Below are 22723 nucleotides of genomic sequence, written 5' to 3'. Positions count from 1 at the left end.
TTTATTGAAACCTTTAATACATCTGTAAGTAAGGTGGTTTCGCCACAAATGGACAGGCCGGAACGGCAGACACGCTCGTATTTGATGCAGCTCTTTCAGCGGCATGGCTATCACCCGCGCACGAATCTCGGCCAGAACTTTCTGATCGACATTAATATCATTGATTTTGTTGTTCGCTCCGCAGAACTGACAAAAGACGATGTTGTTCTTGAAATCGGAGCCGGTACCGGGGGGATGACAACCTTCATGGCTTACGAAGCCGGTCATGTGATTTCGGTCGAGATTGATCGAAACATGTTCGAGCTCGCCAGTGAAGCGACTCAGAAATACAACAATGTGACGTTGATTAACGCGGACGCATTGAAGAACAAAAATAACTTCAATCCCGTTGTTCTGGAAGAAATTCAAAAGCAGCTTGCTGTCAGCCCGAAACGCCGTCTGAAAATGGTGGCGAATCTTCCGTACAGCGTTGCGACTCCAGTGATCTCGAATCTCGTGGCAACGGAACTTCCATGGGAACGCATGGTCGTCACGATTCAGTATGAGGTGGGATCGCGAATGCAGGCGAAGGCGGGCGAAGAGCACTACGGTGCGTTGTCCGTCTGGCTTCAATCGCAGTGTCAGGTCGAGTTGCTCAAGAAATTGGGACCGACAGTGTTCTGGCCGCGACCCAAAGTTGATTCAGCAGTGGTCCAATTGGTTCCTGATCCAGAGGCACGTGCTCGACTCGGGAACCGCGAGTTTTTTCACGGATTCGTCCGCCGCGTCTTCAACTACCGGCGCAAGTTTCTTCGTAGTGTTCTGGTTGGAATGCACAGCAAGCAACTTGAAAAGCCGGAAGTCGATGCCGTTCTCGCAGAGTTAGGATTTAGCGAAACAACTCGGGCAGAAGCGCTCGACATTGCGACGCATATCGAACTTGCCAAGGCATTTCAGAAAGCCATTGAACGAAAGTTCCCCGGCGAACTCCCAGGACTTGATGACACAGCGGATTGATACGACCTGTTTGCAGGCGAGTCTGTGTCTGAGAAGACGTTTCAGGCGATGTTAGACCTGATTCGTGTTCGATGTTTTTGATTCATCGCTCAAAATTTTCACATCACGTCCAGTTACTTCAGTACCTGAAGCGACTGTTGTACGAATAGAAAAGTGGGCCTGATTGGCCTAGAAAAGGGTGTTTTAATGCAAGATCGCATCCTCGAAACCGCGTTGACTTTTGATGACGTGCTGCTGGTTCCAAGCTACAGCGAATTCTTGCCGGGCGAAGTCGAAGTGACATCGCGACTGACCCGGAATGTGCCAATCAATGTCCCGATTATCTCCAGTCCAATGGACACTGTTACTGAGAGTGACATGGCCATTGGTATGGCTCAGGAGGGGGGCGTCGGCGTTATTCACAAGAATATGTCGATCGAGCGTCAGGCACTTGAAGTTGATCGCGTCAAACGCAGTGAGCACGGCGTTATCGTCGATCCCGTGACGTTGCTGCCAAACGCGACTGTCCGTGAAGCCATCGCGATCATGGACTCGCGTAATATCGGTGGCGTTCCCATTGTTGATGAGAACAACAAGCTCAAAGGAATTCTGACCCGACGCGACCTGCGATTCCTCGATTCAGACGAGATCAAAGTCGAAGCGGTGATGACGAAAGACAAACTCGTCACTGCTACTCCTGATACCGACTTAAAAGAAGCAGAGCGAATTCTGCGTATCAATAAGGTCGAGAAACTGCTGCTGGTTGATGACAAATTTGAGCTGCAGGGATTGATTACGATCAAGGATATCGACAAGAACCTGCGATTCCCACGAGCAAACAAAGATAGCCGCGGGCGATTGCGAGTCGGAGCTGCGATTGGTGTTCATGATTATGAACGTGCAGAACGTCTGATTCAGGCTGGCGTCGACTTCCTGACCGTCGACAGTGCTCACGGACATTCAAAGAATGTGATTGAGACTGTTCGTGCGATTAAACGGATTGCGGAAATTGACGTTATTGCGGGGAACATTGCCACTCAGGAGGGTGCTAAGGCTTTGATCGATGCTGGCGCCGACGCTGTAAAAGTTGGAATTGGTCCAGGATCAATTTGTACGACTCGAATCATCTCTGGAGTGGGGGTTCCGCAGTTAACGGCCATCTCGAATGCCGTTAAGGCAGCGATTGGAACGGAAGTCCCGATTATTGCAGACGGTGGGATTCGGTACAGTGGTGATATGACGAAAGCCATTGCTGCTGGAGCACATACGGTCATGCTGGGTGGGTTGCTGGCTGGTTTGGAAGAGAGCCCAGGCGACACCATTCTGTATCAAGGGCGCCGATTTAAACGATACCGGGGAATGGGGTCACTCGGGGCAATGGTGAAGGGAAGTAGCGAGCGCTATCGCCAGTCGCAAAATGAAGACGATGGGCGAGGAACGCCGAAACTTGTACCTGAAGGGGTGGAGGGACGTGTCCCATTCAAGGGACCATTGAACACTCTTCTTTATCAGCTCGTTGGTGGGCTGCGTGCGGGTATGGGATACCTGGGCGTTAAAAGCATTGAAGACCTACGGACACACGCCAAGTTCCTGCGAGTGTCTGTGGCAACGGTGAGGGAGAACCACCCACATGACATTGCTATCACTCAAGAAGCGCCAAATTACACGGCAGAGCACGCTTCAATTGACGGTTTCTAAAGCCGTTCAGCAAGGCGTTTTTCTGCTCGGTTCAATTTGTGCTGTGACAAGCACTGGTGGAGCCTTCGCTGCTGAAGCCGCAGGGAAGCAGGAAGTTCATCAGGAAACAGAAGTCGCCGCATCTCAGCGGTGGCTGGAACTTCGCCAGCAAATCTGGTCGAAGTCCACGTTGGAAACCACCCGTTCCGGCTCAACAGGCCGGCCGGGTGCTTCGACAACTCTGGAGCAAGTCTTCGGCGATGGTCCAGTTGTGACCAAGTTGGAAGAACGCCACGCTCGCGGTCCTGTTCAACGAACTGCTGGCCGTCGTCAAGTTGGGCAAGTCGTGCATTCGTTTTCGACAGAGAACGAGGCATTGGCAGAAGCTCCGGAATCTGCAGTTCGTTTGATGTCTCAGGAAGACGTTTTGAGCGAACTTTCAGGCTCGATTGCAGCGGTTCCTCCGACACCGATTGCAATGGACGAAAGGCCTGAAGGGACCACTGCTGGAGAGTTGTTCCCTGCAGAAGGAACACTGTTCCAGTCAATCACAAAAATTCAGCCGTATCAACGTTATTCACCAACAGCTTCTGCTGACGGAAAGTCGGCAGCTCTGTACTTCTGCCCGCTGCCAGCAGGAACCCCAGAAGAACAGCAACAACGCTGTCCAGAGGTTCTGGTACTTCCAAAACGTGGATCGTTGGATCGGCACTTTGCTGTTACCAGCTATCACTGGGTTGCGTCCGACCTGCATTCGAAACCATTGTACTTCGAAGATATTGCACTTGAGCGTTACGGGCAGCAGTACCCAGTGGGTGTCCAGCCGTTTGTTTCGATCGGTCGTTTCGGGTTCCAGGTTCTGGCGCTCCCTTACAAGATGGCGATCGATCCAGTCGACCGCGATATTTATGCACTGGGGCACTATCGTCCAGGCGATTGCCCACCTGAGATCGAATATCAGATTCCACTGAACGCCAAGGCAGCCATTACCGCAGCCGGAGTTTACACTGGAATCGTGTTTCTGGTTCCATAATCGAACCATTGGAATCGAGACTGCGTAACGAGAATTCTCTGAAAAGCCGCCCATTACAAGTGGGCGGCTTTTCGCGTGGTGTCCGAGAAAAAGGGACACGAGTGACGGATTTGGTTCGATGTGAGACGACGCATTGGCCATTTAGGACAGGGAATGGCAGAGATTCAGGGCAAAGTCGGAAGAGTCGAGTGCGCTCACCCCCCCTCTGGACCAATTTTTGAATTTCCCCGAAAATGGATTGAGAGCGAGGGGTGCGTTCCGGAGACTGGAACGTAAGGGCTTTGCTGATTTCGCAAAAAGATTGCATTCGGAAAACAGTATCAGTTCGCATTTTCGGGAATGGCGCCAACCCATGAGTTGATTGGCTGGTTCACTTCCCTGAGCGCTTGTCAGTCGTGACCTGCCCTGTATGATGCGATGTCGAAAGTCTTCTGCATCTGCGAGAACTTTCCGCCTCTCCAGCACGATGTTTTGGCTGCGAATCCCGATTGCGATAGGATTCATCCAAACGAGTTTGTCTGAAGCAACACTCGACGTCGAGCGGGTTTCCTCGAATTTCAAGTCCTGTCATGCAGCAACGTTCAAACCACGGTCCTCGTCCCCACGCGTTTCAGCCGCCGCAGGGGGAATTGGCATTGCTGGCAGGTTCGGCGAACAAGCAACTCGCTCAGAATATTGCGGACGAGCTTGGCGCTGAGCTGATCCCTTGTGAGGCCCATTATTTCAGCGAAGGAAATGTCTTCGTTCGAATTCTGGAAAATGTCCGTGGCCGTGATTGCTTCATCATTCAGGGGACTCACAACCCGGTCAACGACAACTTCATGGAACTGCTGTTCTGGATCGACGCTCTGAAACGAGCGAGTGCCCAGCAGGTGACCGCTGTTGTCCCGTTTTTCAGTTACGCCAAAGGTGACAAGAAAGACGAACCACGGGTTTCGATCCGCGCTCGCGTCTGTGCTGACGCCATTGAAGCAGCTGGAGCAGACCGCTGCCTGATGATGGACCTGCACACCCCGCAGATTCAGGGATTCTTCCATATTCCTGTCGATCACCTGTACGCTCGCTACGTTCTGTGCGATCACATTCGGACACTGGATATTCAGAATCTGGTAGTCTGCAGCCCGGACATTGGATTTGCGAAGAGTGCTTCTGCATATGCCAATTACCTGGGGGTTCCGGTTGTCATTGGAAACAAGACACGACGAGACCACAGCGAGCAGGCGCATGTCCTTGAGCTGATCGGCGACGTGCGTAACAAGAACGTGCTGATCGTCGATGACTTCACCATCTCGGGGGGCACGATGTTCGCCATGGCTGAGGTGTTGAAATCCCGTGGGGCGAATGACATCTATGCCGCTGTCTCCCATGGAGCACTGGCAAAGGGGGTTCCCCAGAAGTTTGCCAACAGCCAGATCAAGCAGCTGTTCATTACTGACACCATTGCACCGCAAGTTGATCCATCGGTAAACAACATCACAGTCGTTTCAGTGGCTCGACTGTTTGCTGAAGCGATCCAGTCCATTCATGATCGGACGAGCGTTTCACAGCTGTTCCCAGACGCCACCATTCCAAACGGGTAAGTCGATCTTTGTCGCTGCCTGCAGTTGTTGGTTGGGGGCTGTGGTCTGTTAAGAGAGTACGGCCTCCAGAAGGTGATTTGTATGGCCAGTTTTGAACGTGTTGCCGACATCAATGAGATCCCGTCGCTGGGGCGGAAATCGATCATCATCAACGATGAAATCCCAGCACTCATTTTCCGTGTTGACGATGCGTACTACTGCGTCGAAGATGTCTGTTCTCACGACGGACAGCCATTGACTAACGGAACGTTCACTGGCACTGAAGTGATCTGTCCGCGGCATGGAGCCCGATTTGACGTTGCCACCGGAAAAGCAACGGCCATGCCAGCACGCCGACCAATCGCAGTCTTCCCTGTTGAAGTGCGTGCTGACGGGATCTATGTCTCTGACAACGACTAGCCGGCTCGGTCTCTCGTGCTGACGGGCGGCAGTGTTCTATTACAGTGGCAATTGTCTCGATTTCGGTTGTTGGTGACGCGTCTTTGTCCCCAGCGCTGCACTCATCAGCTGACCTGCGTCTTACTTCTGGTCAGCAAACTCTTTCATTGGAATCTGCCTTTGTTCTTGGGCTGATTGCGGCAGAATCGTGTCGCTTTCGCTGGCAGTGAATGCGGAAACGTGTTCTTATGTGTTGTCGATTCTTGTCTCCGATGAGTCATTGAAGCCTTGCAGTGACTCACGCGTTGACGGCGAGGATCGAACCTTCCTTCCTGACTCCCCACAGAGAACACGTTATGCGAATTGCCAGCGTTTTGCTCCCCGCCATTCTGCTCTCGTGGTTGGCCACGTTCTCATCCGCTGCAGAGTTGCCATCAACGTCGTTACCGCTGTCCCTTCAGTCAGGAGAACGCATTGCATTCGTCGGGAATTCTCTCGGCGAACGGATGAACATTTTCGGCAACTTCGAAACGCTGTTGCATTCGCGACATCCCAGCCTGGAACTTGTTGTCCGTAACTTCTGTCGCCCGGCTGATGAGGTTGGAATCCGGCAACGGGCGGCGGATTATCACAAAATCGACGATCCACTCGCGGTGTTTGCTCCGCAGTTGTTTCTTTGCTTCTTCGGTTACAACGAATCGTTTGCAGGTCCGGAAGGTGTTGCCAAATTCAAATCGGACTACAACAAATTTCTGGATGAGTACGCGACGACATACGCGTTGAACGGGAAATCACCTCGCTTTGTGTTGATCTCTCCGATCGCCTTCGAATCTTCTGGCGATCGTCTGATGCCAGCAGGGACAAAAGAGAATGCGAACCTGAAACTTTACACCACGGCAATTGCGGAGGTAGCGAAATCGCGTGGGCTGGCTTTCGTTGATCTCTTTGCTCCCACTGCGGCCATCTTCGGTTCGGAAGCGGGATTGCAATACACGATTAACGGGGCGCATGTGAATGCGGCTGGGGATCGTGAAGTTGGTGTTCAACTTGATCGGGAACTCGCTGGCGGAACGAATCCAGCAGAAGTTGGAAGCGCTCAATACGAGAAGATTCGGAACGCGATCAACGACAAGTCCTGGGTCCATCTGCAGGATTACCGGATGTTGAACGGCTGGTATGTCTACGGCGGTCGGCGTACCTGGGACCTCGAAACCTTCCCGTTGGAATATGCAAAAATTCGCAAGATGGCGAGCATTCGAGATCGCTTCATCTGGGACATGGCTCAAGGGAAACAGGTTGCAGAGAAGCCAGATGATTCCGGGACAGGCGATCTGATTGTTCCGGCGACTCGCTTCGGTGAGCCACGGCAGAAGTACAGTGAAGATCAGGAAGCGGGACCACGAATTCTTCCGCCTGAAGATTTCATCAAAACTACGAAAGTGCCGCCGGGATTTGAGCTGAAGCTCTTTGCGGATGAAACTCGCTTCCCGGAAATCGCGAAGCCGGTGCAGATGTCGTTCGACAATCAGGGACGTCTCTGGGTTTCAACGATGCCCAGTTACCCACAGTGGAGACCAGGCGATCCGAAGCCGAGTGACAAGCTCGTCATTCTTGAAGACACCGATGGCGATGGTCAGGCTGATAAGAGCACGGTCTTTTATGACCAGCTTCACTGCCCGACCGGTTTTGAGTTCTACAACGGGGGAGTTCTTGTTGTCAGTCAGCCTAGAATGTTGTGGTTGAAGGACAACAATGGCGATGACAAAGCAGATGAAGTCGTTGAAGTTCTCGACGGTTTCGCAACAGAAGATACTCACCACACAGTGGGTGCGTTTGAATCGAATCACGGCGGCCAGATTCGGATGCTCGAAGGGGGCGCGATGAGCACCACTGTCGAGACTCCTTGGGGACCTCTTCGTAATTATGGTTCACCGGGAAGCTACACCGTTTGCCCACGGACATGGAAGATCAATCACTTCGTAACGCCCGGCTATGGCAACCCTTGGTGTTATGTCTTCAACGAATGGGGACAAGGGTTCTGCGGTGACGGAACAACAGCGAGCCAGCATTGGGATACCCCTTTGACGACGGCTCGATATGGCGGGCGCAAAGGTTTGAATGTCGTCTTTGATACAGAAGGAATGCGTCCGGTTGTCGGTAGCGAGTTCCTTGTGTCGCGACATTATCCCGACGAGGTGCAAGGGCAGTTCACCTATGCCTGTGTGATTCGTATGAACGGGATGCCACGCTGGAATATTGTGGATGACGGAGCAGGGTATCGTGGCACGCGCGTTCGCCATAATCCAGATGATCCGAAGACATTCTTTGATCTGCTGACGTCGACGGACAAACACTTTCGCCCGGTTGATCCTCAGATTGGACCGGATGGAGCATTGTGGTTCGGCGACTGGGCAAATCCGTTGATCGGTCACATGCAATACAGTCAACGAGACCCCAATCGTGACCACATTCACGGGCGAGTCTATCGTCTGGTCTATACTCAAAAGCCATTGCTGAAACCGGTGACCCAGAAAGGGAAGTCGCTCCCGGAACTGCTTGAACAACTCCGTGAATATGAGTGGCGAACACGTGCTCGTGCCCGACTTGAAATTCACAGTCGTCCCGAAGCCGACGTGCTCGCGGCCGTCAAGAATTGGATTTCTGGCCTCGATGCGAATGACCCGTTGTACGATCGCCTGATGTGTGAGGCACTCTGGATTCAGCAGAGCTTTCATGCTGTTGATCAGGAGCATTTGAATCAAGTTCTTTCACTGAAAACCCCGGACGCACGCGCTGCGGCGGTTCATGTGTTGACCGATGAACGCGAGTATCTTGCGGACGTTCAATCACAGTTGACCAGACTCGCAGTTGACGCTCATCCTCGTGTTCGAACAGAGGTGGTTCGAGGCTTGAGTTACTTCCCCGGTCAGGAATCGGCGGTTGCAGTGCTTGCAGCGTTGCAGTTGTCTCCGGAAGATTACTGGCTGAAGTACACAGCGGATGCGGCACTTGGGGCCACGTTGACCGGGTGGCGCGGAGCCTTCCTGAAAGGGGAGCTTGCACGCGAATTCCCTGTCGGAAAAGAGATCCTGAATTCTGTGATTGCCACGGACAAGAAGGGTGCGGAACTCGTTCCTTACCTTCAAGTACTCATCGGGAAAGAGCAGCGTTCAGACGAAGAACGAAACAAGGCGATGCAGGCTCTTGGTGATATCAAGGGAGGCAACGTCGAGAATGGGAAGAATGTCTTTCGCCGGAATTGTGTCGCGTGCCATAAGGTCTTCAATGAAGGAGGCGAGTTCGGCCCGGACATAATGAAGGTCGGGACGCGGCTCTCGAAGTTGAAGATCATCGAATCGATTATCGATCCGAATGCGGAGCTGAATGAGAAGTACCTGACAACCATGATTGTCACGGATCAGGGCAAATTAGTCTCCGGTCTTCTTGTCAGTGAAACACCAGAAGCGGTCGTGATCTTCGATGGAAAAGAGAAAAGAACCATTCCGACAGCCGAGATCGACGAGCGTAAACTTCTGCGACAGAGCAGTATGCCGGATGGACTTGCCGGGACGATTTCTCCAGTTGAGTTTCTGGATGTGATTACGTTCCTGGAGAGCCTGAAGTAATTCACAGATCTGTCAGACAGGTGTGAAGGCGATTCAGGTAAGGCATTCAGGACCGGTGAGACATTGTCTTGCCGGTCCTGTTTTTTTACAGACTTACTGTGCCACCGATTTCGAACCGTGTGGCGAGCCTGCGATTGGGACGCCGAGAGGAAGAGGTCGCGAAGCTACCCAGTATCCGGCTTCATGTGTGAACGCCTTCAACTTCTGATGCAGTTCGAAACTGTCTGGATAGACCCAGAAGGTGACTGTTGCTGTTGGGCCATGTTTACCAATGGCCGTTCTGAAGAGCGACCCGGATTGCAGGGCTTCATCGGCCATCTCTCCACGCAGAGATCCAACAGGCTTGATCACCCAACTGCTGATCCCGATTCGAATCATTGACCGCCCGTACCGCATGTCATCTGAGAGAGTTCCTCCCTGACGCTGCATGACGTATTCCATCATGTAGCCTTCAATCGTTCGGGTGTTTCCCTGAAAGAAGGACTTGTTCAACAGGATGTCTTTTCGACGTTCCAGATCCAACTGAACCTCGCGGACCAACTCTGTCACTGGAACATACGTGACGCGATTTCCACTCAACCGAAAGTGAACTTCGTCCCCTGCGACGACGCGGCCGATGGGCGTCATCTGGTGAACCAGTTTTTCAACCGGTGGAGCATCCAGATCGATCTCGTCTGCCTGACGTTTCAAATCCATCACCTGATTTCGCAACGTGGCGACATCGAGTTCAAGAATCGAAAGTTGTGACTTTTCGTTCTCCAGTTGACCTGTCTGCTTTGTGACCTGCTGTCGGAGCGTTGCGACTTCAACTGCTCGATCCTGATGAATCTTTTTGAGCTGATTCTCATTCACCTGCAACTCAGCCAACTGACTTTGCAGAGCGTCATAGTTTCTCTTCAGTTCTTCCGCCCTGCGAAGCATTTCATCAGTTGGCTGAACTGTTGGGATTGGAGCAAACACTGGAATCGGCGGAAGTTCCCGAGGAGGAGTCATCACCGGAGTTGCGATCTCTGGCTCGGGAGCGACGAGTTCAGGGATGGATGCGACTTGATCCTGCGACTGTTCCGTCTGGCTGTTCAGAAGCTCCTCTGGAGACGTGTTGGCGACCCGAACTCCGACCGCGACGATCAGAATGATCAATATCCCAACGAGGTTGGCGAGGACGTCCAGAAAGGAGTCCGATCCAAATTCGTGATCTTCACGATGCTTACGGGACATGTGTCATTTACTCACGGAGATGAAAGTCGGCAAGTTGCCGGTTTGGTCTGGTTCAGAGGAATCGATTCAGGTCAATTCGAAACGTATTCGTGTTTGTAAGTCAAAGCCCAATGGTCAAACAGCTCTTTCACTTTGGGGTAGTGTGGGTGCCCCCCGGGGTGAATCTGAATTTTGAATGAAGGACGCCAGAAGAAGCTTGATGGAGGTTCACCCCAGGTTTGTGCTTGAGACTCGATGATCGCTGCGATCGATTCCTGAAGTTCAGCGCGGCTCATTTTCGAGTCGATTCCTGTGACCAATCCTTGCTCGATCGTGATGCGGTCCGGGTACAACTGAACCGTCATTGTGCGTTCAATTCCGATTGCCCCGTTGGACTTGCCACGTCCCCATTGGCGTTGTGCTCCACCGTCATTTTTCAATTGACGGGAACGCTCTGGCATCTGTGCGAGAGGCGGCGGTGGGAGTTGTTTTTCTCCGGGGGGCTGAGGAGACATCATGCTGGAACTGCCACCGGACTGCTGCTGACCGCCGGGTTGCTGGAACGGTGCAGGAGATCCATTGTTGGCAGAATCTTCCGTCCCGGTTGGCGAACCTTCTGGAAGTTTGGTGAGGTCGAGACCGCGATCTGCTTGTGCTTCCGGAGCCTGAGCCATTCCGGGGCCACTATTTCGACCAGGTTGCAGGCGATTCGCTCCCTGCTGTCCCATGCCTCTTTGCTGGCGCATCTGTGATTCAATCTCCGAGAGCGCGGACTGCTCAGAAGCTGAATCACCTGTCGATTGTTGTGGTCGATTGTTCGCCGCAGATAATTGTCGACGGCGTGGGTTCGACCATTCTGGCCCCAGCATTCCGATTGAGTCGGAAGCTCTGGCGTTTCTCAGTTGGTCTACTTCGGCAAGACTGAACTCGCCTTCTGAACCGACAATCTTTTCTGTACCGGGGCGTTGCCCGCCTGAGCCTTCCTGAGGTTCGTTGGAACTTCCACGATTTGCGGACAGGCTCTGTTGCTTTTGTCCCCGCATGCCAAGGCTTTGACCGGGGGGAAGAGGAAGTGGTCGATTTCCCTTCATGATGCGATCGATTGCGTTCTGGCAAGCTTCGACCGCACCAGGATCTGCATCCGGCCATTTGAATTCTGCCGTTGCGCTCACGAGTTCATAGCCGAAGTCTTCGTCGATCTTCTCCAGAAACTTTCTGGCGACGTAGTACCCGACAGTTCCACCGGGACGCACAATCATCAAAACATACGGCTTCGAACCCTGCTTTCCTTGCTGCTTGTCGTATGCTGTCCAGTAAGCCTGCAATGCTTCTGTGCCGGCAAGCAACGGGTTGTATTCCGGTGGGAATTCATTCAGCATCGCAGCCGAGATCGAGATCTTTTCTGAAACAAACGTCAGGCTGTCGGCAGTACATTCAATCAGGATCGGGCGGCGTTGAGTTCCAGAACGCCCATCGCTGGTTTCGATTTCAAAGACCGGATTTCGCAAGGCCTTTTGAACTTTGGCTGCTTCTACCTTTTTGAGATTCTCTTCCCGGATTCGAAGAAGATTCTCTGCCTGTTGGTGAAGTTCCGCTTCTGTCGATCTGGCCTGCCCGTTCTTCTCGGTCGCCATGGCCATCAGAGTGGTGAGTTGCGCCCGTTCTCTTTCGATCTGTTCGACTTCCGCACTGTTGTCCTGAATGCGTTGTCGTGCCTGCTCAACTTCTTTGGCAATGCGATTGGTCAGATCTGACAGGCTTTCCAGCTTGCCATTCCATTCGGTGTGTTTCGATTTCAGCTCTGCTTCATGCGCGGCGACCGCTCGTTGATGCGCGGCGATCTCTTCAGCGATCTGGGCTTCGCGGGCCGCGACCTCGTCGTTACTTGGGCCGGGCACTGGCATCAGAGTCGGGGGAGGAGCCGGAAGCGGTTCGACTTCAGTGACGTCCACGATCTGTGTTTGATTGTACGTCTCCAGAACCTGGTCTCGCATCCGCTGAGCTGTCATCAGCAGCAACAGAATCAGCGCCCCCATCGTACAGACGAGACCGTCCAGATAGGAAAAGAGCGACATCGATGCAGACGCAGGTCGACGTTTCACGCATGACTCCATAGAGTTTGCGGGCAGCATCGATCTGACGTACGCGTTGTCCAGTGAACGAGTAACCGTGTCATACCGGGACGACTTCTGAAATCACTTCAGGGGATACGTATGGAACATGTTGGACGATTCGGGAGGGGCAAGGCGGCAGAGTCGGCAACGCTTGTCCGCCGTCAGGGCTCGGGTTGGCAATTTCTGCCGTAACAAATCCCCAAATAAATCGTTTCTTCGTTATGATCGACAGAAACCGAATGGTTGGTTGATGGAATGTTGAGATACCCGTTTTCTTCTGTCAGTGAAACGGCAGTTTTTTGTCTCTGAGGTTGGGAATGGCGATCAAATTTCGGTGTCCTGTCTGCCAGCAATTCCTGGGGATCGCAGACCATAAGGCGGGGGCACTGACAGAATGTCCGGGGTGCGGCAGTTCAATCACCGTGCCGCAGAATCGGCCAGAAGAAGTTTCTTCGCGTCCATCTGTTGACGCTCTTCGGTCGCAAGTTTCGACACGAGAAGAGGTTTCGCTATCAGCGTTTGCACGAGGAAACGGGAAGCGTACATCTGGCTTTCCACAACTGGTGGAAGTCGAACAGTTCGGTCCGCCGATTGTTGCCGCTGAGATGGAGAACACTGAAGTCCATGTTGCGACGGAAGTTATCGCTGGTCCGTTGGTGACATCCCGTTCATCGACTCTCAACGGGCAGTTGCTGAAAGAGTTGAATTCCCTGACAAACGATGCATCCGAGGCCACCGGCAACCAGAATCACAGTCGCTCCGCTGGATCTACCTATCGTATTGGCCCGGCGTTACTTCTGTTCATAGCGTTGTTGACGTCCATTGCTGGAGGGGCGATCGGATACTCGGCAAAAGTGCGGACTGCAGCCAAACCTGACGTCAAATCAGAATTGAGTGTCCCGGTATCCCCCTCTGGGAAAACTGTATCGCCTGTGGCCGCAGTGGCTCAGGTGAATGCGATTCCCCTCGTTGTGAGTTACTCGGACAAGGCTGGTGTCAAGAAACCGGATCGCGGAGCTCGAGTGCTGTTATTGCCGATCGTTCGAAACGGTACGGTGAAAATTGCCGGCAATGGATTTCGAGTCGGTGCGGATGAAACCGACAGGCGCCTTGTGGAGGCTGCGACAGACGTTTTCGGGGGCGCGTGTGGTCGTGCTGATGACGCAGGAGCAATAACACTGAACGCTCCGAAGCAAGGTCGATTCGGGCTGCTCGTCGCCTCCCGATATCAGTTGAGAACCTCAAGTGAACCTTTGACAGACGAAGCCAGACGCTTTCTGGAAACGTATTTTGAACAACCGGAATTCGTGGTGGGAAACGTCAAGTACGAGTTTCGTGAAATCGTCATTGATTCCGGTTCGAACTATGAACGCGAAATTCATTTCCCGTTTCAATAGGCCCGATTCTGATTCTTCACGTTGTCAGTCCATAAGAGTGTTGTCTACACTTTCACGAAACAACAATTCTCAGGATGAATTGCAGCGAATATGTCGTCGTGGATTCTCCAACATTTTCTGAACCCGACCTTGTTCTGGCCGGGCATGATGTTGCTGACGGTCCCGATCATCATCCATCTCATCAATCGGATGAGATACCGCCGAGTTCGATTCGCGGCGATGGAGTTTCTACTCACGAGTCAGCGGCGCAGTCGTCGACGCATCCTGATTGAACAGCTGCTGCTTCTGTTAATGCGAGTCGCAATTGTCTTTCTGGTCGTCGCGTTAATTGCCCGACTGATTATGAATCCGGACCAGCTCTCGTTGTTTCAGGGAGCACGATCACACCACGTGCTGGTGATTGATGACTCGGCATCGATGCAGGAACAGGTGGATTCCGGGACTGCATTCGATGTGGCTCTGGAAACGGTGCGAAGAATTGCTGCGGAAGGGGCACGTCGCCCGGGGACGCAGATGTTGAGTCTTGTACGCATGTCTCAACCTGAGGCCGTCGTCTCAGGCTTCAGTGAACGGATTGTCGATCAGTCACTTCTTGTCGAGTTGTCTGAGCGATTATCGACGATGGTGTGCACGCATCAGTTTACTGATCCGGCGATCGCTGTTGAGGCGGTGCATCGTCGATTGATTGAAGAGCGTTCGACAGTGCGGACGGTTCATGTACTGTCAGATTTTCGTCGCGCAAACTGGATTGATAACAAAGCGGCGATTGCTGGAGTACAGGCTCTGGAGTCGGCCAAAATCGGTGTGAATCTCGTTCGCTGTGTGAATGAGGCGCACGATAATCTGGGGATTGAAGAGTTAGGCGGAGAAGTTGAAGTTGCGGCCGCTGGCGTTCCAGTGATGTTGTCGGCAACTGTGAAGAACTATGGAACACGTGCGGCTCAGAATGTGACCGCGTCGATCTTCATCGATGGAAACCGTCTCCCGCGTTCGATCGACTTTCAGACGATTCCACCTGGCCAGTCAGTGAAGCAGCGATTCGATGTCATTTTCGACACGGCGCAGCCTCATACTGTGAAACTGCTGCTTGAACCAGACGTGCTTGAAGTGGATAACGAACGGTATCTGGCGGTCGATGTCCCTGTTGAGAATCCCGTGCTGATCGTGGACGGGTCGCCGGGGGCGGAGCAGGCCAGTTATGTTGCTGATGCGCTCGCAGCAGATCGCTCGGTGACAGGGTTTGCACCTGATATCCGCTCAGTGGAAGAACTGCGGCGAACCCCGATCGACAATTATGATCTGATCTACCTGATTAACGTTCCGGAACTTGCTCCTGACGCGGTGGCTGCACTCGAAAAGTATGTTCAGGGTGGAGGCGGCCTTATCTGGTACATGGGGGATTCCGTTCGCCCGTTGTTCTATAACGAGAAGCTGTTTCCCAAAGAGGTCGGCCTGTTTCCGTTGCGGCTGGGAGCGGCTCCCAAGGCGGTTGAGCTGGCGACTACCGGGCGCCCTCTTGAGACTATGAATGTAACTCGTGATCCGCTGTTTCAGATGTTTGCGCTGAAGGGCGTGCCGATTTTGGATCAGGTTTTCATCAATGTTTTTTATCCGGCAGCGACGGATACTGAGCAGACTCCGGCAATGGATCCCGACGCCAGAATTCTGTCGCGGTTGGGGAATGAACCTTTGATGCTGGAGCACACGCTCGGGGCAGGAAGAATCTTCACCTGTCTGACATCGGCGGGACCTCTGGTTAATCCGGAAGGCGTGAACTGGTCGAACTGGGCCAATGGTCCAGCAGGGTTCAGTTTTGTGGTCTTCCAACTGGATCTTGCGAAACGCATGATTCGAACTGATCGTGCTTTCCCTCATTTGGCGGCCGGTGCGCCGATTGAGCTCGAATTCAGTCAGACACATTATCTGCCTGAGTTGGAGATTCTTTCGCCCAATGAACATATCACCCGATTGCAGGCGGCTCACGAAAGTGACGAAGAGAATGCAACTGATGTTCGGGCGGTCTTCAAAGACACTGACCAGCCTGGCATTTATGGAGTCACTCTGACCGGGGTCGATCAGAAGACCAACAGGCGTTTATATGCCGTGAATGTTCCTGCGATCGAAGGTGCCCTGCAGATTGCGGATGACACAACCCTGTTGCGGGAACTGGGGGATCAAACAACCGTGCAGATTCAACCTGCCGGGACGTTTGAGTGGATTCGCAGCGAATCACCTGGGGCAGAGATCCGTTGGGTCCTGCTGATTTCTCTGGCCATCCTCTGCATTCTCGAACAATTGCTCGCGGCACGATTGAGTCATCAGTCCGCAGCCTAAGCTCGCCATGTGAATTAAAAGCTGGATTTTTCGCTCGCGGAATTGCAATTGCCCTAAATCGCCGAAATCGCGTAGTCTGCGATTTACTTGGTGTCGCTCGTTACGATCGCCGGGGAAACGGTGAAGCATGGGAGCAGCGGAGTCTGCAATCGTGCATCCCGTGATGATGTTCTCAGTCGAGAAAAGTCATTTTCCGCATGTGAACTCGTTTCTCGTGTTGAAATGCAGTTCGCCTCTCTGAGAGCATCAGAATAGAAATCTGAACACTCTTGTCGCAGGATGCGAAAGTGGTGGGAGTTCGATCCCAATTTGTGCAACGATTGCTGCCGTTTGGGCTGGTGCTGGGCTTTCTCGTTTCGATTGCACAGCTCGGAGCAGAAACGCGGGGGCCACAGTCCTTTGTCGTGGTCTCGTTTGCCGCTGTGATGGTCGCTTTGAAGCTCGCCAGCGGAATCCGGTCGACAATCAAGTCGTTTGGTGTTCTTGGGCTGCTGATTCTTTTGGGAATCGCGGTCATCACGCTGACCTCCTCAATTCCCATGAATACCGCCAGTGGGTTGGTTTGGGGATGCCTGATTCTCTCTGTCCTGGCGATCACTTCTGTTGCGAAGGTGGCAATCTCCGGGACTCAGACCGGTTCCCAGTTCGAGTCGATCTCAGGTGAGGAGCTCGTTGCACAGGGGGACTCGGAAGCAGCTGAAACTTTCCCCGTCGCGACATTCTCAATTGAAGAAGAGAAGCACGAATTCGAATCCTCCGTGGCAGATCTCGTCGAATTCATTGAGAGACCGGCGTCGCAAATTGCTCTCTTTTCAGGACTTCTGTCTGAGGACGAAGATGAAGAGTTCGATCTGGAAGACGAAGAGTTTGAAGAAGATGAGTCCGGTAACGGGCGAGTCGTCCATTCGTTGACCAGAATTCGCCAAAGTGATGAGGAGCGACTGGAAGGGACGATGAACGTTGAGTTTGAGTCGGGTCAGAAACATGTGTATCTGCATGTCCCGTTTTCACCGGGGTTTATGGCTCGTCCAACCGCGATGTGCATTTGTGAGTGCGACGACATGTTTGCTGCAGAGTTTGACATTCTGCACACCTACGGGGGGCGTTTAAGTGTCCGTCGACGCGGTGATTTTTCGTTCCCAGCGGAAATGTCTGTCTCGATTGTGATTACGGCTCCCCTTGTGACCAGACGGGTTGCCTGACCTCTTTGTTTACCCGAGACGAGGATCTCGCGGTTTCGGACAGGATCAATCTTCTCCGATGTTGCCGTTTTTGCCGTGAAGGGGAGCTGTGTCGGCAAGATCTCGGTGTGAAAATTCGACACTCAGGCGTGAGTGTTCTCGTTACATCGATTCCCGACAGTCTCATTTTGGGAAGAACCACCGGAATTCTGGTTAGGATTGGGGTGCCCAAGTGCCTGAGTTAGCTATGATTCGTTGGCTCGGTGCATTTGCCAGAAGTGGCGGTGTCGTGTAGCGTTCCTGCAGTGAAAAGTCCCGGCGGGAACGTCGTTCGCAATCAGATTGCTGACAATTCAGGATTGTCTCATGTTTGGGTAACATGGGATGCTTCTGGTTGGCTCTTCTTCCGTGAACGGCGTCAGGGCAACCGATCAGATTCTTCCAGATTGAGCGAGTGCATGGCGGACCCCCAAAAAGAGAAGCCGAAATTCAATTCCGAAGAGAACAATGCAGAAAAGGCGAATGCCAAAGGCGGGTTTCCGTTTTTCATTCTGCTGATGATCTTCTGCTTGCTGGCTGTCGGAGCATATCAGCTTCTTGTTGCTCCAAATCGGACAATGGTCGAGTACTCCTTTTTCCTGAGTCAGGTTAAAGAGGGGAACGTCGACTCCGTGACGCTGAACGGTTATAGCGTTCAAGGGAAATGGGTGAACGTCGCCGAGGCTCAAAAGGCCTGGGATGCGTACACGGCGACAAAGAAGGAAGAGAGCGCTGAAACGCCTGAGAAGTCAGAGGCTTCGGAGAAGACTGAGAAGTCCGAAGAGAAATCACTTCTCCCTGAACCAAAACCTCAGAAACTCGCTGAGTTGTTCTCTGTTGATGTTCCGCCGCTGGAAGGCGAGAGCCTGCTGCGTCTGCTGGACACACATGTCAAACGTTACTCCGCAGTGAATGACAGTTTCAGCGTATTGTTGCTCCAGTCGCTGATTTACTTGTTGCCTCTGATTCTGATTTTGCTCTTCTTCCTGTTTGCAATGCGTCGGTCATCTGACCCGATGAATTCCGGGATGTTTGGCAACTTTGTCCGCAGTCAGGCAAAACGTTTCCGCCCGAGTGAATTGCAGACCACATTCAAAGATGTGGCCGGGATGGAACATGCCAAACGCGAACTCGAAGAAGTTGTTGAGTTCCTGAAAGAGCCTGAGAAGTTCCAAAAACTTGGCGCGCAGATCCCGAAAGGGGTGTTGCTCGCAGGTCCTCCAGGAACCGGGAAAACATTGATGGCTCGGGCTGTTGCGGGAGAAGCCGGGGTTCCGTTCTTCTCTATTAACGGTTCCGAATTCATTCAGATGTTCGTGGGGGTCGGAGCAAGTCGTGTTCGCGACATGTTCCGCACTGCGAAAGAGAACTCACCTTGTATTCTGTTCATCGACGAAATTGATGCCGTGGGCCGTGTTCGCGGTGCCGGTGTCGGTGGGGGACACGATGAACGTGAACAGACATTGAACCAGATCCTGAGTGAGATGGACGGGTTTCAGGCGACAGAAGCCGTGATCGTTGTCGCCGCGACAAACCGTCCTGACGTCCTTGATCCGGCGTTGCTGCGTCCAGGGCGTTTCGACCGCCACGTTTCAGTGGACCGGCCGAGCCGACAGGGGCGCATTGGAATTCTGAAAGTTCACGTTCGTAAAGTTCCATTGAGCGACGACGTGAATCTGGAAGAGATTGCCAGCAGCACGATCGGGTTCTCCGGGGCGGATCTGAAGAATCTTGTGAACGAGGCTGCATTGCATGCCGCTCGTGAAAACAAGACGGAAGTCAGCCTCCGAGATTTCGAGAATGCCAGAGACAAGATCATGATGGGAGTTCCTCGTGAAGAGGTTCTCAATGCCAAAGAACGTCGGATGACCGCGTATCACGAGGCTGGTCACGCATTGATTGCGTGGTTCCTTCCAGAAAACGATACGGTTCACAAAGTGACAATCGTTCCTCGTGGTCGCGCTCTGGGGGTAACACAGTTGCTGCCAGAAGAAGAGCGATTCCACATGGGGGAGAAACGTCTGCGTGCTCAGCTCGCGATGATGCTCGGTGGACGTGCGGCTGAGAAGTTGATCTTCGACGAGTATTCGGCCGGAGCAGAAGACGATCTGAAACGGGCATCGCAGATTGCCCGACGTATGGTCAGTGCCTGGGGGATGAGTGACCGGATCGGGCCTGTTGCGTTCCGTGACAGCGAAGAGCATCCATTCCTTGGTAAAGAGATTCAGGAAACTCGCAAATACAGCGAGCAGACTGCGTATCTGATTGATCAGGAAATGCAGACGATCCTTCTGAGTGCACAGGATCAGGCCATGGCATTGCTGAATGACAATCGCAGTGACCTCGACAAGATCACCAATGCATTGCTGGAACGTGAGATCATTTCTCGTGAAGAGATCGAAGAATTACTCGGTCCAAAGCGAACTGATCGAGACAGTGAACACCCGATGATCATCAAGTCGGAATAATTTGTCCGCTGAATATTGAGATGACTCTGCTTTGATATCTTGATGTCGAATGGAATTGATTCCTGATTGACTGTAAGCAATAGCAAAGCTTGAGTTGCATATGACGACGTCGCCACATTCAAGCTCCTTGTCCAGAAGTGAATGGATCCGGAGCCTGGTTTCGGCGGCGTCTTTTCTTTTGATGCTCTGCAGCTATTACATCCTGCGTTCAGTGCGTGATGAAATGGCAGTGCAGACCGGCAAAGAGAACGTTCCCTGGCTCTTTACAGGGACGTTTCTCTGCTCAATTGCCGTTGTTCCGCTCTACGGGTGGCTTGTCAAAACCGTGTCCCGTGGCGTACTGGTGACGCTGTTTTTCGGTTCACTGATTACCGCTTTGGGATTGTTCTATTGGGCGTTTCTCTATGAACCAACCAAGTCTGTTTCCGCAGCATTCTTTATCTGGTTGAGTCTGATCAACCTGATGATGATCTCACTGTTCTGGAGCGTGGTGAGTGATGTTTTCACCACCGAACAGGCGAAACGATGTTATGGATACATCACAGCCGGAGGAACGGCGGGGGCCATTGGAGGCCCAATCATTACGACCGTGCTTGCAGAACGGGTGGGTATCGCAAACCTGATGGCGATCTCTGCGGGATTGTTTGTTGCGGTGATGTGCAGTCTGCTTTTTCTCAGGCGATTGACTGTTGAGTCTCATGCTGAGGCGCGACGCCCATTGGGCGGTTCGATCTTCTCCGGAATCACCCATACGATCTCTGATCCCTTGTTGCGACAACTCGCCGGGCTCGTGGTCTGCTATTCCGCGGTATCCACCGTGATGTATGTAGAAATGGTCGGGCTGGCAGGAGCGACGTTTACTGATTCTGCACAACGGACGGCGTTCTTTGCGAGAATCGACCTCATCGCAAACGTTCTGGCACTCACCATTCAACTGATAGGAACCAGGCCGATCCTGAGATTTTGGGGGCTCCGACTATCGATGGTCATTGTCCCGGCTGCAGTGTTGGTCGGGTTGTTTTCATTCGAGATCTGGTCGACCATTGCGGTGCTCGCGGCTCTGCAGGCGATTCATCGAGCAGGGGAGTTTTCACTCTCGAAACCGAGTCGCGAAATCCTGTTTACGACCGTCGATGCAGAAACACGTTATAAGGCCAAGAATTTCATTGATACTGCCGTGTATCGCGCGAACGATTCCGCCAGCGCATGGCTCGTGAATCTGATTACGAAGGCAGGAGGAAATGCCATTGTCTGGGTGGCGATCCCGGTGACATTTTTGTGGATGATCCTCGGACAACGCGCTGGAAGTCGTCACCAGCGTTAGACCGTTTTGGTCTCACATGTTACCCCGTAAATAAAAAGAGCCCCCGATTGACCGGAGGCTCTTTTCGTATTGTCGTCTTCTGATCTTCTGCAGGCCCGACTGAGTGGCCGAGGCAGCTTAGACGTTGAACAGGAAGTGGCAGATGTCTCCGTCTTTCATGACGTAGGCCTTGCCTTCAACTCGCAGCTTGCCAGCCGCACGAATCGCAGCTTCGTTCTTGTGGGTTTCCAGGTCATCGAGAGTGTAGACTTCAGCGCGAATGAATCCGCGCTCGAAGTCACTATGAATGACACCAGCAGCTTGTGGGCCAGTGGCTCCAATTGGAATCGTCCAGGCACGGACTTCTTTGGGGCCAGCTGTGAAGTAACTTTGCAGTCCAAGTGTCTGGTAGGCAGCACGTGCGAGAACGGCGAGTGCGGCTTCTTTGAGCCCGACCGAATCCAGCATTTCCGTGCGATCTGCCGGATCGAGTTCTGCAATCTCGGATTCAAGCTTTGCACAAACTGTGACAACGCTCGCACCGTTGGCTGCAGCGTATTCGCGAACCTTCTGAACCAGTGGTCCTTGCCCCTCCAGATCGTTTTCATCGACGTTGGCGATGTACAGTACTGGTTTGGCCGTCATCATTCCGAAGTTGTCGAGGACTTTTTTCTCGGCAGGTTCCCAGTCGAGTTTTCGCAATGGAATCATCTGGTCCAGAGCGGCCGCACACTTGTCCATGACAGCGACGCGTTCTTTGGCTTCCTTGTCGCCCGCCCGCGCGGCGCGTTCCGCTTTGTTGCGAGAGTTCTCGATGGTCTGCATGTCGGCGAGCATCAACTCTGTCTCAATTGTCTCGATGTCGCTGAGCGGATTGACTCCCCCGGCCACGTGCGTGATGTCAGGATCTTCAAAGCAGCGGACAACCTGCAGGATCGCATCAACTTCGCGGATGTGGCTCAGAAACTTGTTTCCAAGTCCTTCTCCTTCGCTCGCCCCCTTCACAATCCCGGCGATATCGACCAGCTTCAGTGCTGCCGGGAGGATCTTTTGAGGTTTGAAGTGATGGGCGATTCGATCCAGGCGTGGATCTGGAACACTCACGATGCCTTCGTTTGGCTCAATGGTGCAGAAAGGGTAGTTCGCGCTTTGAGCGGCTTTGGAAGATGTCAGCGCATTGAACAACGTGCTTTTGCCAACATTCGGGAGACCAACAATTCCTGCATCCATGGTGCGTTAATAACCTGATTCTGAAGCAATTTGAAAAGTGAAACCGGAATACTCTGGCGACTCCTGAAGATGTTGAAAGCTTTCGAACTTCCAGTCAGGAGCCGTGATAATTGTTGTGCTCGGCGATCTCAGTGGGCGGCCTTGTTTAAAGACTTGTGATCCAATTCGATCTCTTCTGAAACCGACGTGGT

Annotated in this window: 14 protein-coding genes; 11 read left to right on the top strand and 3 right to left on the bottom strand. The window is 52.9% G+C overall.

Features of this window, described 5'->3' with window-relative positions:
- Nucleotides 1-48: 48 nt before the first annotated feature.
- The 6 genes from rsmA to SH527x_RS09270 all read left to right on the top strand — a co-directional run bounded on the left by rsmA (nt 49) and on the right by SH527x_RS09270 (nt 9269).
- On the top strand, nt 49-996 hold the full coding sequence (gene rsmA, locus SH527x_RS09295) for a 16S rRNA (adenine(1518)-N(6)/adenine(1519)-N(6))-dimethyltransferase RsmA (protein ID WP_437194382.1): 948 nt from the start codon (nt 49-51) through the stop codon (nt 994-996).
- A gap of 186 nt (nt 997-1182) precedes the next feature.
- The gene (gene guaB, locus SH527x_RS09290; protein ID WP_437194381.1) at nt 1183-2673 is read left to right on the top strand and encodes an IMP dehydrogenase; all 1491 of its coding nucleotides are present in this window, start codon (nt 1183-1185) and stop codon (nt 2671-2673) included.
- Nucleotides 2606-3685, top strand: a complete 1080-nt coding sequence (locus SH527x_RS09285; RefSeq protein ID WP_437194380.1) for a hypothetical protein — start codon at nt 2606-2608, stop codon at nt 3683-3685. The genes guaB and SH527x_RS09285 overlap by 68 nt, the downstream gene beginning before the upstream one ends.
- A 569-nt stretch (nt 3686-4254) precedes the next feature.
- Entirely contained in the window at nt 4255-5265 is a 1011-nt protein-coding gene (locus tag SH527x_RS09280; protein WP_437194379.1) for a ribose-phosphate diphosphokinase, read from the top strand.
- Nucleotides 5266-5346: 81 nt separating this feature from the next.
- The gene (locus SH527x_RS09275) at nt 5347-5664 is read left to right on the top strand and encodes a Rieske (2Fe-2S) protein (RefSeq protein WP_437194378.1); all 318 of its coding nucleotides are present in this window, start codon (nt 5347-5349) and stop codon (nt 5662-5664) included.
- 335 nt (nt 5665-5999) lie between these two features.
- Nucleotides 6000-9269 carry a PVC-type heme-binding CxxCH protein gene (locus SH527x_RS09270; protein WP_437194377.1) on the top strand — a complete coding sequence of 1090 codons (3270 nt, stop codon included), beginning with the start codon at nt 6000-6002 and terminating at the stop codon, nt 9267-9269.
- Between the two features lie 93 nt (nt 9270-9362).
- Here the strand turns inward: SH527x_RS09270 and SH527x_RS09265 are convergent, their stop codons facing one another.
- Nucleotides 9363-10487, bottom strand: coding sequence for a hypothetical protein (locus SH527x_RS09265; protein ID WP_437194376.1), 1125 nt, complete (start codon nt 10485-10487; stop codon nt 9363-9365).
- Between the two features lie 71 nt (nt 10488-10558).
- A complete protein-coding gene (locus SH527x_RS09260; RefSeq protein WP_437194375.1) occupies nt 10559-12568 on the bottom strand; it encodes a hypothetical protein in 2010 nt (669 codons plus the stop codon).
- A 329-nt stretch (nt 12569-12897) separates the two neighbouring features.
- Between SH527x_RS09260 and SH527x_RS09255 the strand changes: the two genes are divergently transcribed.
- From SH527x_RS09255 to SH527x_RS09235, 5 genes are all read left to right on the top strand, one after another.
- Nucleotides 12898-13977, top strand: coding sequence for a hypothetical protein (locus tag SH527x_RS09255; protein ID WP_437194374.1), 1080 nt, complete (start codon nt 12898-12900; stop codon nt 13975-13977).
- A 90-nt stretch (nt 13978-14067) separates the two neighbouring features.
- Nucleotides 14068-16311: a BatA domain-containing protein gene (locus SH527x_RS09250; protein ID WP_437194373.1), complete on the top strand. Its 2244-nt coding sequence runs from the start codon at nt 14068-14070 to the stop codon at nt 16309-16311.
- Nucleotides 16312-16601: 290 nt separating this feature from the next.
- Nucleotides 16602-17513 (top strand): hypothetical protein, encoded by a 912-nt coding sequence (locus SH527x_RS09245; protein WP_437194372.1) that lies wholly within the window; start codon nt 16602-16604, stop codon nt 17511-17513.
- A gap of 437 nt (nt 17514-17950) precedes the next feature.
- On the top strand, nt 17951-19999 hold the full coding sequence (gene ftsH / locus SH527x_RS09240) for an ATP-dependent zinc metalloprotease FtsH (RefSeq protein ID WP_437194371.1): 2049 nt from the start codon (nt 17951-17953) through the stop codon (nt 19997-19999).
- Nucleotides 20000-20099: 100 nt separating this feature from the next.
- Complete coding sequence (locus tag SH527x_RS09235) at nt 20100-21323, top strand: NTP/NDP exchange transporter (protein WP_437194370.1); 1224 nt, start codon at nt 20100-20102, stop codon at nt 21321-21323.
- A gap of 117 nt (nt 21324-21440) precedes the next feature.
- Here SH527x_RS09235 and ychF read toward each other — a convergent pair whose 3' ends face one another.
- A complete protein-coding gene (gene ychF, locus SH527x_RS09230) occupies nt 21441-22532 on the bottom strand; it encodes a redox-regulated ATPase YchF (RefSeq protein WP_437194369.1) in 1092 nt (363 codons plus the stop codon).
- Between the last annotated feature and the right edge of the window lie 191 nt (nt 22533-22723).

It is taken from the genome of Planctomicrobium limosum, assembly GCF_051465645.1.
In the GTDB taxonomy this organism is placed as follows: Bacteria; Planctomycetota; Planctomycetia; order Planctomycetales; family Planctomycetaceae; genus Planctomicrobium.
The sequence above is the reverse complement of the archived record's forward strand: the minus strand, read 5'-3'. Positions and strand labels throughout refer to the sequence as shown.